General features: G+C 63.0%; 13 protein-coding genes and 1 tRNA gene. 9 read left to right on the forward strand and 5 right to left on the reverse strand.

What is annotated here, in order from left to right:
• Positions 1-110 precede the first annotated feature (110 nt).
• The 6 genes from kdpF (at position 111) to PWG15_RS00635 (ending at position 8,130) form a co-directional block, all read left to right on the forward strand.
• Entirely contained in the window at positions 111-230 is a 120-nt protein-coding gene (gene kdpF, locus PWG15_RS00610; RefSeq protein ID WP_275022575.1) for a K(+)-transporting ATPase subunit F, read from the forward strand.
• Positions 231-311: 81 nt separating this feature from the next.
• On the forward strand, positions 312-2,021 hold the full coding sequence (gene kdpA, locus PWG15_RS00615) for a potassium-transporting ATPase subunit KdpA (protein ID WP_275022577.1): 1,710 nt from the start codon (positions 312-314) through the stop codon (positions 2,019-2,021).
• Between the two features lie 14 nt (positions 2,022-2,035).
• Complete coding sequence (gene kdpB, locus PWG15_RS00620) at positions 2,036-4,150, forward strand: potassium-transporting ATPase subunit KdpB (protein WP_275022578.1); 2,115 nt, start codon at positions 2,036-2,038, stop codon at positions 4,148-4,150.
• Positions 4,151-4,152: 2 nt separating this feature from the next.
• The gene (gene kdpC, locus PWG15_RS00625; RefSeq protein WP_275022579.1) at positions 4,153-4,722 is read left to right on the forward strand and encodes a potassium-transporting ATPase subunit KdpC; all 570 of its coding nucleotides are present in this window, start codon (positions 4,153-4,155) and stop codon (positions 4,720-4,722) included.
• 22 nt (positions 4,723-4,744) lie between these two features.
• Positions 4,745-7,441 (forward strand): DUF4118 domain-containing protein, encoded by a 2,697-nt coding sequence (locus PWG15_RS00630; RefSeq protein WP_275022580.1) that lies wholly within the window; start codon positions 4,745-4,747, stop codon positions 7,439-7,441.
• Complete coding sequence (locus tag PWG15_RS00635) at positions 7,438-8,130, forward strand: response regulator (RefSeq protein WP_275022581.1); 693 nt, start codon at positions 7,438-7,440, stop codon at positions 8,128-8,130. The genes PWG15_RS00630 and PWG15_RS00635 overlap by 4 nt, the downstream gene beginning before the upstream one ends.
• A gap of 20 nt (positions 8,131-8,150) precedes the next feature.
• Here PWG15_RS00635 and PWG15_RS00640 read toward each other — a convergent pair whose 3' ends face one another.
• Both PWG15_RS00640 and ampC read right to left on the reverse strand, forming a co-directional pair.
• Complete coding sequence (locus PWG15_RS00640) at positions 8,151-9,425, reverse strand: alpha/beta hydrolase (RefSeq protein WP_275022582.1); 1,275 nt, start codon at positions 9,423-9,425, stop codon at positions 8,151-8,153.
• A gap of 194 nt (positions 9,426-9,619) precedes the next feature.
• The gene (ampC, locus tag PWG15_RS00645; RefSeq protein ID WP_425536724.1) at positions 9,620-10,792 is read right to left on the reverse strand and encodes a class C beta-lactamase; all 1,173 of its coding nucleotides are present in this window, start codon (positions 10,790-10,792) and stop codon (positions 9,620-9,622) included.
• Positions 10,793-11,317: 525 nt separating this feature from the next.
• On the opposite strand from ampC, the gene PWG15_RS00650 reads away from it, so the two are divergent.
• Both PWG15_RS00650 and PWG15_RS00655 read left to right on the forward strand, forming a co-directional pair.
• On the forward strand, positions 11,318-11,569 hold the full coding sequence (locus PWG15_RS00650; RefSeq protein ID WP_275022584.1) for a YMGG-like glycine zipper-containing protein: 252 nt from the start codon (positions 11,318-11,320) through the stop codon (positions 11,567-11,569).
• A 17-nt stretch (positions 11,570-11,586) separates the two neighbouring features.
• On the forward strand, positions 11,587-11,940 hold the full coding sequence (locus tag PWG15_RS00655) for an EF-hand domain-containing protein (RefSeq protein ID WP_275022585.1): 354 nt from the start codon (positions 11,587-11,589) through the stop codon (positions 11,938-11,940).
• 77 nt (positions 11,941-12,017) lie between these two features.
• Here the strand turns inward: PWG15_RS00655 and PWG15_RS00660 are convergent, their stop codons facing one another.
• Both PWG15_RS00660 and PWG15_RS00665 read right to left on the reverse strand, forming a co-directional pair.
• The gene (locus PWG15_RS00660; RefSeq protein WP_275022586.1) at positions 12,018-12,692 is read right to left on the reverse strand and encodes a type 1 glutamine amidotransferase domain-containing protein; all 675 of its coding nucleotides are present in this window, start codon (positions 12,690-12,692) and stop codon (positions 12,018-12,020) included.
• Positions 12,693-12,748: 56 nt separating this feature from the next.
• Complete coding sequence (locus PWG15_RS00665; RefSeq protein ID WP_275022587.1) at positions 12,749-13,705, reverse strand: enoyl-CoA hydratase/isomerase family protein; 957 nt, start codon at positions 13,703-13,705, stop codon at positions 12,749-12,751.
• 140 nt (positions 13,706-13,845) lie between these two features.
• Between PWG15_RS00665 and PWG15_RS00670 the strand changes: the two genes are divergently transcribed.
• Positions 13,846-14,589: a VOC family protein gene (locus tag PWG15_RS00670; RefSeq protein WP_275022588.1), complete on the forward strand. Its 744-nt coding sequence runs from the start codon at positions 13,846-13,848 to the stop codon at positions 14,587-14,589.
• Positions 14,590-14,693: 104 nt separating this feature from the next.
• Here the strand turns inward: PWG15_RS00670 and PWG15_RS00675 are convergent.
• Positions 14,694-14,769, reverse strand: a tRNA-Thr gene (locus tag PWG15_RS00675).
• Between the last annotated feature and the right edge of the window lie 70 nt (positions 14,770-14,839).

The raw sequence follows: 14,839 nt of genomic DNA on the forward strand, positions 1-14,839 counted from the left end.
ACCCGCTACGGGCTCAAGATCCGGACCTCAACAGTCCGGAGAATTTGCATGTCCGATGTTCTTTTCCTTGCCGCCGGCATCGGCGGCTTTGTCGTGTTTGCGCTGTATGCGTGCGCGCTGAGCCACCTCTAGGAGACGGCGCCATGTTCGAAGCCCTGATCGGTCTCGCCGTCGCCGTCGTCCTTGCGGCCTATCTCGTCGTCACCCTCGTTCGCCCTGAACGCTTCTGACGCTCTAGCCAACCAGAAGAGGTCACAGCGACTCTGGGCCGACGCGGCCCAAAGTCGTTGTGATCCAGCGGAGAAATCCTCATGTCTATCATCGGGTGGCTGCAGATCAGCCTCCTCTTCATCGCCGTCCTGATCGTCATCAAGCCGCTAGGGCTTTACATGGCGCGGGTCTTCTCCGGTGAACGCAACGTCTTTTCGCCCATCCTCGGTCCCGTCGAGAACGGCCTCTACCTCGCAGCCGGCGTCGATCCGAAGAAGGAGCAGGGCTGGCTCGCCTATACGATGTCGATGCTCGCCTTCAGCCTTGCTGGCTTTGCCTCGCTCTATGCGATCCTGAGGCTGCAGGCCTATCTGCCGATGAACCCGCAGGGTTTTGCCGGCATGCCGTCTGACCTCGCCTTCAACACGGCGGTCAGCTTCGTCACCAACACCAACTGGCAGAACTACGGCGGCGAAACGACGCTCAGCCATTTCAGCCAGATGGCCGGGCTGACGGTGCACAACTTCGTATCGGCTGCGACCGGCATTGCCATGGCGCTTGCCGTGACCCGGGCCTTCGCCCGCTCGAACGCGTCGACCGTCGGCAACTTCTGGGTCGATCTCACCCGTTCGACGCTCTATGTGCTCTTGCCGATCGCCGTCGTCATGGCGCTCGCCATGGTCTGGAGCGGTCTGCCGCAGACCTTCCATGCCGACCTCACAGCAACCACGCTCGAGGGCGCCAAGCAGACGATCTCGCTCGGTCCGGTCGCAAGCCAGGAGGCGATCAAGCAGCTCGGCACCAATGGTGGCGGCTTCTTCAACGTCAACGCCGCCCATCCGTTCGAAAACCCGACGGCGTTTTCCAACTACCTCAACATCTTCTCGATGCTGTCGATCTCGGCAGCCCTCGTCTACACCTTCGGCCAGATGGTCGGTAATCGTCGTCAGGGCTGGGCCTTCATCGCCGTCACCGCGATCCTTCTGATTGCGGGCGTCGCGGTCGTCTACTGGGCGGAAGCGCAGGGTAACCCGATCCTGACCGCACTCGGCCTCGATGCTGCCCAGGGCAACATGGAGGGCAAGGAAGTCCGCTTCGGTCAAGCGATGACGGCGCTCTATGCCGCGGTCACGACGGGTCTCTCGGACGGCGGCGTCAACGGCATGCACGGCTCGCTGACAGGCCTTGGCGGACTCGTGCCGATGTTCCTGATGCAGCTCGGCGAAGTTCTGCCCGGCGGCGTCGGCTCCGGTCTTTACGGCATGGTGGTCTTTGCGATCCTCGCCGTCTTCGTCGCCGGCCTCATGGTCGGACGCACGCCGGAATTGCTCGGCAAGAAGATCGAAAGCCGAGAGATGAAATACGCGATGTTTGCGGTCCTCATCCTGCCGGTGACGATCCTCGGCTTTGCCGCCGTCTCCGCCATGCTGCCCTTTGCGGTCGCCAGCGTTGGCACCGCCGGCCCGCACGGCCTGTCGGAAATCCTCTATGCCTTCACCTCGGCTGCCGGCAACAACGGTTCGGCCTTCGGTGGTCTCACCGGCAACACGCCCTGGTACAACACCACGCTGGGTCTCGCCATGCTGCTCGGCCGCTTCGCCTACGCCATTCCGGTCATGGCGATCGCCGGCTCGATTGCGGTCAAGACCCGCGTTCCGGCCTCCAAGGGCACGTTCCCGACCGATACGCCGCTCTTCGTCGGCCTGCTCGTCGGCATCATCCTCATTCTCGGCGGGCTGCAGTTCTTCCCGGCGCTCGCTCTTGGTCCCATCGTCGAGCATTTCTCGATGCTTGCCGGTCAGACCTTCTAAAGGAACTCGACACCATGTCTTCCAAACCAGTCGCTCCCAGTCTTCTGGACCCGGCCATCCTCCTGCCGGCGATCAAGGCGGCCTTCGTCAAGCTCGACCCGCGCCAGCTGGTCCGCAATCCGGTGATCTTCGTCACCGAGGTGGTTGCGGCCGTGGTCACGGTGTTCTTTGTCCGCGACATCGCTACCGACACCGGCAGCCCGCTCTTCTCCGGGCAGATCGCCGCCTGGCTGTGGTTCACGGTGCTCTTTGCCACCTTCGCCGAAGCGGTCGCCGAAGGCCGCGGCAAGGCGCAGGCCGACAGTCTGCGTCGCACCAAATCCGAACTGACGGCACGCAAGCTCGTATCGGCCGAGGGGCGCGAAACCCAGACGATCCCGGCGACCTCGCTGAAGGTCGGCGACGTCGTTCTGGTCGAAGCAGGCGAACTGATCCCCGGTGACGGCGACGTCGTCGAGGGTGTCGCTTCCGTCAACGAAAGCGCCATTACCGGTGAATCGGCTCCTGTCATTCGTGAATCCGGCGGCGACCGCTCGGCCGTCACCGGCGGCACGCAGGTGCTGTCCGACTGGATCAAGGTTCGCATCGGTGTTGCGCCCGGCAATACCTTCGTCGACCGGATGATCGCACTGATCGAGGGCGCGCAGCGCCAGAAGACCCCGAACGAGATTGCACTGTCGATCCTGCTCTCTGGGTTGACGCTGATCTTCCTCGTCGCCGTCGTCACGCTGTGGGGCCTGGCCGGCTATTCCGGCACGGAGCTCTCCGTCACCGTGCTTGCGGCACTGCTCGTGACGCTGATTCCGACGACCATCGGTGGCCTGCTCTCGGCAATCGGCATCGCCGGCATGGACCGCCTGGTCCGCTTCAACGTCATTGCCACCTCCGGCCGTGCCGTCGAGGCTGCCGGCGACGTCGATACGCTGCTGCTCGACAAGACAGGCACGATCACCTTCGGCAACCGCATGGCTGCCGACTTCATGCCGGTGCCCGGTGTCAGCGAGGCGGAACTTGCCGATGCCGCGCTGCTTGCGAGCCTTGCCGACGAGACGCCTGAGGGCCGCTCGATCGCAGCGCTCGCGACTGGTGAGTTCGGCCGCCAGGCACCCGACGTTTCGCTCCCGGAAGTGGGCAAGGGCGAGGTCGTGGCGCTTGCCGTCGGCGGCGCAAGCGCTGCCGGCACGACGCGGATCGATGCGGTCATCCCGTTCGCTGCAGAAACGCGCCTTTCGGGCGTCGACTTCGCTGGCCGCCGACTGCGCAAGGGTGCCGTCGACTCGATCCTGAAGTTTACCGGCATCCGCGACGAGAACGTGCCGAACGAGTTCCGTCGCGCCGTCGACCAGGTGGCGCGCACCGGCGGCACGCCGCTTGCCGTTGCCGACGGTCCGCGCCTGCTCGGCGTCATCCATCTGAAAGACGTGGTGAAGCCGGGCATCAAGGAACGTTTCGCGGCCCTTCGTGCCATGGGCATCCGCACCGTCATGGTCACCGGCGACAACCCGGTGACAGCCGCCGCGATCGCTTCCGAAGCCGGTGTCGATGACTTCCTTGCCGAGGCAACGCCCGAGGACAAGCTCGCCTATATCCGGCGGGAACAACAGGGCGGCCGCCTGATCGCCATGTGCGGCGACGGCACGAACGACGCGCCGGCGCTCGCCCAGGCCGATGTCGGCGTCGCCATGCAGACGGGCACTCAGGCCGCCCGCGAGGCCGCCAACATGGTGGACCTCGATTCCAGCCCGACGAAGCTGATCGAGATCGTCGAGATCGGCAAGCAGCTGTTGATGACCCGCGGCTCGCTGACGACCTTCTCCATCGCCAACGACGTGGCCAAGTACTTCGCCATCATCCCGGCGCTGTTCATCACCACCTATCCGGCGCTTTCAGCACTCAACGTCATGGGCCTTGCCTCGCCGCAATCGGCGATCCTGTCGGCGGTGATCTTCAACGCGCTGATCATCGTCGCCCTGATCCCGCTGGCGCTGAAGGGCGTCAAGTATCGGCCGGTCGGTGCTGCCGCTCTTCTGCGCCGCAACCTGCTCGTCTACGGCCTCGGCGGCATTCTCCTGCCCTTCGCAGGCATCAAGCTCGTCGACCTCGCCGTCAACGCACTCAATCTGGTGTAACCATGCTGAACCAACTTCGCCCCGCCATCGTGATGACATTGCTCCTCACCCTCATCACCGGGCTTGCCTATCCCTTCGCCATCACCGGCATTTCGCAGGTGCTGATGCCGGCACAGGCAAACGGCAGCCTCATCGAGAAAGACGGCACGCTGATCGGCTCCGAGCTGATCGGCCAGAACTTCACCGCCGACAAGTATTTCTGGCCACGCCCATCCGCGACCGGGCCGGAAGCCTACAATGCGGCTGCCTCGAGTGGCTCCAACCTTGGCACCACTTCGGTCAAGCTGAAGGATCGCGTCGCAGCCGACGTCGAGCGCCTGAAGGCCGCTGGCGTCGCGGGGGAAATTCCCGCGGATGCGGCAACGGCGTCCGGCTCCGGCCTCGACCCGCATGTCACGCCGGCCTTTGCCCAGGCACAGGTTGCTCGCGTGGCCAAGGCGCGGGGCTTGAGCGAAGCGGATGTCGCCGCCCTGGTCGACAGGGCGACGGAGGATCGCCTGTTCGGGGTCGTAGGCGAGCCGCGCGTCAATGTGCTAGAACTCAATCTGGCCCTTGATGCGCCCCGAACCTGATACCTCACGCCTGAGACAATGAATGCCCGACAGTGAACGCGACGCCAAAAGTCGCCCGGACCCAGACGCACTGCTGGCCCTTGCCGCGCAGGACCGCCGAGGAAAACTGACCGTTTTCCTCGGCGCGGCCCCCGGCGTCGGCAAGACCTATGCGATGCTGAGCCGCGCCCGTCGTCTGAAGGAAGACGGCGTCGATATCGTCATCGGGCTTGTTGAAACCCACGGTCGCGGCGAGACCGCCGCGCTGGTCGAGGGCCTGGAAATCCTGCCGCGCCGCGATGTGACCCATCGCGGCCGCGTGCTTTCCGAGTTCGACCTGGATGCGGCCCTTGCGCGGCGACCCAAGATCATCGTCGTCGACGAGCTCGCCCACAGCAACCCTGCTGAAAGCCGTCATCCGAAGCGCTATCAGGATATCGAGGAACTGATCGCCGCCGGTATCGATGTCTGGACCGCGCTCAACATTCAACATCTCGAAAGCCTGTCCGACGTCGTCGCGCAGATCGCCGGCGTGCCGGTGCGCGAGCGGGTGCCGGATACGGTACTGAAACGGGCCGACGACGTGCTGCTGGTCGATCTGCCGCCGGCCGAACTGATCGAGCGGCTGAGGGAGGGCAAGGTTTATCTGCCTGACAGCGCCCAGCGCGCTGTCGACCGGTTCTTCCGGTTGGGCAACCTGACGGCGTTGCGCGAGCTGGCGCTCAGGCGCACGGCCGACCGGGTCGACGACCAGATGGTCGACTACCTCAAGCAGAATGCGATCGAGGGCGTTTGGGCGAGCGGCGAGCGCCTCCTCGTCTGCATCGGTTCCGATCCGCTCTCCGAAAAGGTGGTGCGCACCGCAAGCCGGCTCGCCGAAGGCTTGAACGCGCCCTGGATCGTCGTCTTCATCGAACGCGCCGACCGCGAAAGCGGCGACGGCGAGGACGTGCGCCGGCTCGACGAGACCTTTCGTCTCGCCGAACAGTTGGGCGCCGAGACCCGCCGCATCGTCGGCAACGACTTCGTCGAGGAGATCCTGAAGCTGGCCCGTCGCGAACATGCGACGCAGATCGTCATCGGTGCACGCCGTCAGTCCTTTCCGATGCGGCTGTTCCGCCAGTCGCTTCCCGACGCCCTGGCCGAGCGGGTATCCGGCGTCGGCATTCATCTCGTCACGGACCGCGAACAGGTCGCGCCGAAGCGGCGGGCAAGAGCAAAGAGAGCGCTGCCGCCGGGCACCGGCCGCGCCGTCGGCATTGCGGCCGCTTCGGTGGCAGCCGCAACGGCGATCGGCCTGCTGATCGAGCGCTTCATCATCCTGCCCAACATTTCGTTGCTCTATCTGCTCGCTGTGCTGGTGTCGGCAACTTATGCCGGCCATGTCTCGGCAATCGCCGCGGCGCTGTTTGCGGTTCTGGCCTACAACTTCTTCTTCATCGCGCCGGTCGGCACCTTCACCATCGCCGAGCCGCACGAGGTTTTCGCGCTGGTTATCTTCCTGGTTGCCGCAGCCCTTGCCGGCAGCCTGGCGTCGCGGGTGCGCGAGCAGGCAAAGGCGGCGCGACAGCGCGCCGCGGCAACCCAGGCGCTCTACGACTTCTCCCGCAAGCTCTCGGGCACTGCCAAGGTTGACGACGTGCTCTGGGCGGCGGTGACGCAGATGCAGTCGACGCTGAAACGCAGTTCCGCGCTGCTCTTGCCAGAGGACGGCGATCTGCAGCTGAAGGCTGCCTGGCCACCGGACACGGAGCTCGACGTCACCGACGTGATGGCAGCGCGCTGGGCGATGGACAAGCAGGAGCCCGCCGGCAACGGCACGGGCACGCTGCCGAACAGCCCCTTCCATTTCCGGCCGCTGATGAGCCCGCATGGCGTCGTCGGCGTCTGCGGCTACGTCCAGGCGGATAAGCCGCTGGAAATCAACGAGGAACGGGCGCTTTCGGCGATCCTTGACCAGACGGCGATCGCGGTCGACCGGGCGCGCCTGTCGCGCGAAAGTCTCGACCAGGCTGCGAAACTCGAAGGCGAGCGCTTTCGTGCGGCCCTCCTGTCGTCGATCTCCCATGACCTCAGAACGCCGCTTGCGACCATCACCGGCGCCGTCACTAGCCTGCGCCAGCTTGGCGACCGCATGCCGCCGGAAAGCCGCGATGATCTCTTGAAATCGATCGAGGAGGAGGGCGGACGACTGACACGCTTCGTCGCCAACCTGCTCGACATGACCCGTATCGAAGCCGGCACCGTCAACGCCAAGCGCGATTGGGTCGATGTCGTCGATGCGGTGCGGGCCGCCGTCGATCGTGCCCGCAAGTACTTCCCCGAGCGCGAGATCGAAACCAGCATCGCGCCCGATCTGCCCTTGATGCGTGGCGACAGCGTGCTTCTCGGACAGGTGCTCTTCAACCTGCTCGACAACGCCAATAAATATGGCGGCGACGAGCCGATCAGCATCTATGCCCGCGCTGACGGCAACGAGATCGTGCTGTCGGTGACCGATCTCGGCAAGGGCATCCCGCCCAAGGACCTCGAGCAGGTCTTCGAAAAATTCTTCCGCCGCGGCAAGGCGGATGGCCGAACCCCGGGGACGGGGTTGGGCCTTTCGATCGCCAAGGGCTTCGTCGAAGCGATGGGCGGACAGATCAAGGCGGAAAGCCCAGCGCTTCGCCGCCGCGGCACGCGCATTTCCATGCGTTTTCCTGCCGCCAAGCCTGAAATCTCCGAAAAGGACCGTGCATGAGCGTGGAGCGTATCCTCGTTGTCGACGACGAACCCCAGATCCAGCGTTTTCTGAAACCGGCTCTCAGCGCTGCCGGCTACGACGTTCTGGAAGCCATGACCGGCACCGAGGCGCTGAAGGCGGCGGCGACGAGCGCCCCCGATGTCGTGATTCTCGATCTCGGTCTGCCGGATATGGACGGCAAGGAAGTCATCGCGAACCTGCGTGGCTGGTCGCAGGTGCCGATCATCATCCTTTCGGCACGCGACCGGGAAAGCGAAAAGATCGCTGCGCTTGATCTCGGTGCCGACGACTACATCGAAAAGCCCTTCGGTATCGGCGAACTGACCGCCCGCATCCGCGCAGCTCTTCGCCATCGGGTGCAAATGGAAGGCGGCCACACCCAACTCTCTGCCGATGGCGTGTCGATCGATACGATCAAACGCGTGGTGACGAAGGACAGTGAGCCTGTGCGGCTGACGCCGAAGGAATATGACCTGCTGGTCATGCTGGCACACCATGCCGGCCGTGTGGTCACTCACAAGACGCTGCTCACCTCGGTCTGGGGCGTCGCCCACGGCGAGGACCTGCACTATCTCAGGGTCTTCATCGGACAGTTGCGCGGCAAGATCGAGCGCGATCCCGCTGACCCGAAAATCATCCGCACGGAGCCGGGTGTCGGCTACCGCTTCGTCGGCGACGACGGTTGATGGCCGACCGCCGCCGATTGTTACTGGATCTTGACTGGTGTCGGCGTGTCGGTCGCCAGCGTTTCTCCGACGACGACCTTCTTCTTCTTCGGCTGCGGATTTTCGAGGATCGATACGGGCGCGGCGACGGTGACTGCCGCCACATTGCCGACGTTTCTCGCCGTGCCGGCGACAACAGCCGCGATGCCGGTTCCGACCGAGATATCGGAGTCGGTGAGCGTCTGGCCGGTGGCAAGCCGCGTGCCGATGAGCTGGACGATCTGCGGGCTCTCCGCAAACTTCCCGTGGTGCAGGCCGTCCTCGGTCTCGACCTTGGTCAGGTCGATGGCGGTGATGCCGGCCTTTTCCAGCTGTGTGCGGTAGGGCTCAGCCGAAGGATCGATTGCGCCGAGGCGGGAGACGTCGCCGGAAATGAAGCTGGAAAGCGCCAGCGCGCGATCATCCTGCGAAACGAAGATCGTGAACTTCGGCCGTTTCTTGCCCATTTCCACGAACTGCTTGGCAAAGACGTCGAGATCGATATCCGGTGAGGCGAGAATGACGTTCTCGATCTTCGACGGCACGTTGCCGTCGCGAATGCCCATCTGGCGGAGCGACTCCATCGTAAGCCAAGTGCCCATCGAATGAGCGAGGATGGTGATGCTCTTGACCTTCGGCGCGTCGGAGAGCTTCTTCAGGATGTCTTCAAGTGCGGTGCGCGAATAGTTCGTGCTTTCCTTGTCGTAGTTGTAATCGAAGACATTGGCGCGGGATGGCCAGGTGAAGAGAACCGGGGTCGCCTGAACCTCAGAGTCGTGGACAATCTGCGCGAGGCGATAGACGGAATCCTCGTAGCGGTTGTTGAACCCGTGCACGAAGACGAAGGCATTGCCGCCGACGTCGTGCTGCTGGAACCAGGACTTGGCCTCATCGAGTGTCTGGAGCTGGCGGACGCGTGTGACGGCGAACTCCTTGGACGGATCCGGCGGCAGTTTGCGCGGCCATTGCACGGTGCCCGATTTGCGGGCCGTGTCCGGCGGGATAGAGACGGCAACGTCGGTGAGGAAAGTACCGGCGTCGCGTTCGCCGGAAAACAGTGTCGCCGGATCTCCGGAAGGCTCACGCGTGGTGGCGACGAGCATGTCCACGGTCGATGTGCCGGGGGTCGGAGAGGTCACGGCGACGGGCGCCATCACGCCCTTGGCATGACCGCCACAACCAGCAAGCGATGCCAAGGTCGCCAGGACGAAGATCGTCCGCCCTCTTCTTGCACATCCGCGCAGCAGCGAACCTTGAAACCCCACCCGCTCGAACATCGGCATCCCCATATACGCCTGAACCTGGCTGCATCTGATCGCGCTTTCGCGAAACGAAGATGACAACACTCGGCGCTAATATGCAAGCGGGTGGGGATTGAAGTTTCGCCGCTGGGTTGTTGGTGGGCGCAGATTTCCCCATGTTGCGGCTGCCGCAACATGGGGGAGGGTGCCTCCGGCGGATAATTCGCCGCCTATTCCGCCACCGCCTCCAGCGTCTTCAAGATTGCATGCACCGCCTTGATGCGCTCCGGATTCGGGAAGTTCCGATTTGCCAGCATGACGACACCGATCTTCTTTTCCGGCACGAAAGCCACATAGCCGCCAAAGCCGTTGGTGGATCCGGTCTTGTTGAAAAGCGTCGCGCCATCAGGTCGCTTCGGAGGGTTCAGCGCCTTAGCCGGATTGGCTTCCATGGCCATGGTCCGGGAGTTGCCGTCGAGCAGCCGCTCCAGCGAAACCGGGTAGGGATACTGCTCCCAGCCGAGGCCCTGGATCATCTTGCCGGTATCGAAGTAGCCGATATGCGTTCCCTCTATTGCCTTGCGAACGGGGCCGTCGAACTGTTCCGGCCGGATGTTGGCTTCGACAAAGCGGATCATGTCCGCCGCCGCCGACTTCACGCCGTAGGCCTCGGCATCGAACATGCCCGGGCTGACCCGGATCGGCTTGTCGGCCTTGCCGTAGCCCCAGGCGTAGCTGTCCATCGCGCTCGCGGGCACAGCGACATAGCTGTGCTTGAGCTCGAGCTTCGCAAACAACTCGGTCTCGAGGGCCTTGGCGAAGCTGCTGCCCATCGCCAGGCCCGCGACGTGGCCGAAGAGGCCGATGCTTGGGTTGGAGTAGCGACGCTTCTTGCCTGGTTCGGCGTCCGGCTTCCAGTTGCTGAAGTAAGCCAGCATGTCGGCGTCGCTCTTCACCTCGTCCGGGAACTGCAAGGGCAGGCCGCCGGCGGTATAGGTGGCGAGATTGAGAAGGGTCGCCCGGTCGATCGCGCTGCCGCTGAGATCTGGCATGTACTTGCCGGGATGGTCGTCGAAGGACAGCTTGCCGAGCACCTGCGCATAGGATGCGAGCGTGCCGGCAAAGGTCTTGCTGATCGAGCCCAGCTCGAACAGTGTATTTTCGGTGACGGCCGCCTTCGTTTCCCTGGAGGCGACGCCGTAGTTGACGAAGTAGTGGCGGCCGTCAACGGTGACCGCGATCGCCATGCCCGGCACCTTGTATTCGCGCATGATTGGTCCGATTGCCTTGTCCACTGCGGCGGCAATTCGGGCCTGCTCGCCGTTCGCGGCAAAGACGGTCGCGGTGAGCGAAAAGAGGATTGTAGTAGCAAGCCCTAATTTGATTGTCGTCATTCTATCCATTCGGTGTTTTCTTTCTTGCGGGGCGGGGATGCCCATGGCTTGACCCAGATCGGGCCAGCTGCCCGAAACAGCGGCGGATAATTGGATCGCTCCGCTGCATAGGCCCTTCGTCCGGGCGGTGCATACGCGGAGTGAAAGCAAAAGCCTGCGCCGGGGCAAGCCAGACCTAGCCCGCTCGCTGCCCGGTCACAAACGACGATATCTCGCGGGAGACCCAAAAAAATCTAGGGTGAGGGCTTTCCGCGCTGTCAGCGCTCGTCCCTGATTACGGCTGGGGGTTATTGTGACCGGAAAGCTAATACTACGCGGAATATTGTCATCTCCGGCGGCAAAGGTTAGTATTCGCCCCGCAAGTTTGGGGGGCTTGGTCTCCGGACTATGTTTTATTCGTGAGCTTCTTCTGAATAAACAGAAGAGCCTCCCTTATCCTGGGAGCATACTCGGAAGTTTATTTACATCCGACGCCACTCAATGGCGCCTCCGCCCGATCTCTATTCCAAACAGACGGCCATATTGGAGGATAAAATGAGCAAGCAGACTGTAACTATCATTCTTGCCGGCGCCCTAGCCTTGTCCGGGTGCCAATCCGCCTACATGTCGAAGAGCAGCCCGACGGGCAACGAATTCGGCTGCATTGCCGGAACGGTGGGCGGCGCAATCGTCGGCGGCCTGATCGGCTCGACGATCGGCTCTGGCACTGGCCAACTCTGGGCGGTTGGCGGTGGTGCTACACTTGGCGCTGCAGCCGGGAACGCCCTGACGTGCCGCTACTATTGATCGCGGAAGGTTGAGGGATGAAGAAAATCGTTCTTTTGAGCCTGGCCGCGCTCTGCCAGGTTGCCCCGGCAGGCGCGCAACAACCGGCGGCCACCATGAACCAGGGGCAGATGAGTGCGCTCGACAGCAACAAGGACGGCGCGGTCGAACGTTCCGAATACGAGAGCTTCATGACGGCCGCCTTTGCCAACCTGGACAAGAACAAGGACGGAAGTCTCAGTCCCGACGAGACGAAGCAGGCGCTGAACGCTCAGCAGTTTGCAGCCACCGACGCCAACAGCGACGGCAAGGTCACCCAGAAGGAGTTTCTGGACAGGGTGATGGCCGACTTCAAGACGGCGGATCGCAGTGGCGACGGCGCCTTGAAGTGACGGCCGAAACGGCAGGTTGGTCTGGGGTTGAGTGGCGAATGTGGCGGCCGGCTGAAATGCCGGCCGCCAGTTCGTATTCACCGTAGAAGCTTCAGCAATTCCTTGGCCCCGGAGGTCGAGGACGCCGGATTCTGTCCGGTGACGAGGCGGCCATCGACGACCGTGAAATCTGCCCAATCGGCCGCTTTCTCGAAGCGACCGCCGAGACGCTTCAATTCGTCTTCGACGAGGAAGGGGACGACATCCGTCAGTTGCACCGCTGCCTCCTCCGAGTTGGTGAACCCGGTTACGCGCTTTCCCTTGACGATAGGCTCACCCTGATAGGTTACCTTTCTTAGCACTCCCGGCCCATGGCAGACCGCAGCGACCGGCTTGCCGGCATTGTAGAAGCTTTCGATCAGCGCGATCGAGTTCACGTCGTTGACGAGGTCCCACATCGGTCCGTGACCGCCCGGGTAGAACACCGCGTCGAAATCATCGGCCTTGACGTCGGCAAGCCGATGGGTGCTCGCGAGCACCCGTTGCGCGGCGGGATCGTCCTTGAAGCGGGCCATCGCTTCTGTCTGGTTACCCGGATCGTCGCTTTTCGGGTCGATCGGCGGTTGGCCACCCTTGGGCGAGGCCAGGGTAATGTCGACGCCTGCATCCCGGAAAACGTAATAGGGCGCAGCGAATTCCTCGAGCCAGAACCCGGTCGGTTTTCCGGTATTGCCAAGCTGGTCATGCGAGGTCAGAACCATCAGTATCTTCATCTTTCGCTCCCTTTGACACGGCGGCTCCCATGAACCGCCGATTGGCATGGCACCGGCTACTCGCGGTACTTCGCGGTGTACTGGCCGAGTTTCCTTTCGACATCGCCGGGCTGCTGCAGTCCCTGCTCGACCAGTGCCTTGACGCGGGATTGCGCAGCTGGGCGCTGGACCGACGTGATGAACGCATCCCATCCGGGTTGCATCTCCGCCTGCGGTGGCAGGCTGGCTCTGTCGATCAGTTTCTTGGTCTCGACAATGGCATATTGGTCGAACGAGGCGATACGTTTCGCCAGGCCATCGACAAAGGCATCCAGTTCCGCGTCCGGTAGTGCTCTGTTCACGTAGCCGTAGCGTTCGGCCAGTTCTCCGTTGAAATCATCCGCGCCGATCAGGATCTCGATCGCTCGGCCGCGACCGACGAGGCGAGGCAGGTAGCCCATCGGCCCGCCGCCCGGGACGAAGCCGGCACCGACTTCGAACTGCGATAGTACCGCTTTCTCGCGGCTGGCGAAACGCATGTCGGCCGCAAGCGCCAGTTCGCTGCCGATGCCGCTTGCCCGTCCGCGAATGGAAACGATCGTCACGGCCTTCAGGCGGCTGAGGCGTGTCATGAAATCGGGCACGGGATGCATGCCCGTCGGCCCCGGCGGCATGCCGGTCGAATCCTCAAGCGGCTTCAGAAGATCGTAGTGCGCCATGAAATAGCCCGGGACCGAGCTGTCGAAGACGACGACCTTGACGTTCGGATCGGCCTCGACCTGGTCGAGGATCTTGACGAGCTGGCGGACCTCGGTCGGACCGACGATGTTGAGCGGTGGGTTGTTGAAGGTCACGGTCCAATAGGCCGCGCTGTTGTGTGTCAGCCGAATCTTCTCCGATTGGGCGGCCTCGCCGGGCTGAGACTGTGCGGTCTTGTTGCTGGACGGGTCCGCGGACTGGGCGGGTGACTGGATGGTCGAAAAGAATGCTGCCGATGCCGCAAGTAGAACGGCAAGTTTTCTGATGCCTTTCATCGTCCTGTCTCCACTGTGTGAGTGCCTTGGATCGCCGGGCGCTCGGTTTCGATGGAGTTATCTTCACGTATTCCGACTATCGGGTGAATATGCGAAGATCGGCAATCACTGTGCCGAAAATCGGTTGAATGCGATATCGCTTGACCTCAACTCATGTTGAGGTCGTAACAAATTGTCCGATAAGGCCAGTCACCACGTCGGGATCGGATTTCATGCGCATAACTCAACTGACACTCCCTGCCTCGGACGTCTCGAAGAGCGCAGCCTTCTTTCGCGATGTGCTGGAACTGCCGACGGCCGCGGGTTCCGTTCAAGTGGGATGGAGCGAGATTCGGCTGGTCTCTGCCATTGGAGATGCGCCGCACGGCGTGCACATGGCTTTCAATGTGCCCTATGATCGGTTTGACGCCGCAATAGAATGGCTGAAGGAGCGCACGCCTCTCCAGCACGAACCGGATAGTGGACAGTGCTTCGTTCTTGAGGGGCATTGGCAATCAAAGTCCGTCTACTTCGATGGTCCAGACAACTCGGTGCTGGAATTGATCGGCCGCCGCAGGCTGACCGGCCCGTCTGGAAAGCGGCCGTTCAGCGGGGCTGATTTATGCTGCCTCAGCGAGGTCGGACTTCCGGCCGAAGACGTCGGGAGCGTCGTTGCCGAGGCCGCCCGGACGTTCGGGGTCGCAACGCTCGGGCCGGCCTCCCCAGGGTTCGCTGCAATCGGTAGCGATCAAGGGTTGCTTATCGCTGTCGCGCCTAACCGGCCATGGTTCCCGGAAAAGCGCCAATTACCGAGTGCTCGCGGTTTGGAAATCACGGTGGCCGGGGTAAAGACGCCTGCAGCCATGTCGGACCTGGTCAATGGCTGGACGGTCCGCACGGCATAGTATGGTCCTGGTGGGACAGCACGACGCGACCTCACGAACGAGGTTGCGGCGGGGGCTCAGAATCTCGCCAAACCATCAGCGCAATATCGATGTCCGGAGAAGAATGGTGCCGCTTACGTGACTCGAACACGTGACCCCATCATTACGAATGATGTGCTCTACCGACTGAGCTAAAGCGGCCCGGAGGTGGTCCCGCGGAAGACCGCGGAACGAATGTGAGGCGCTGATAAACGCAAAGCGCCAAGATTTC

The organism is Ensifer adhaerens, assembly GCF_028993555.1.
In the GTDB taxonomy this organism is placed as follows: Bacteria; Pseudomonadota; Alphaproteobacteria; order Rhizobiales; family Rhizobiaceae; genus Ensifer; species Ensifer adhaerens_I.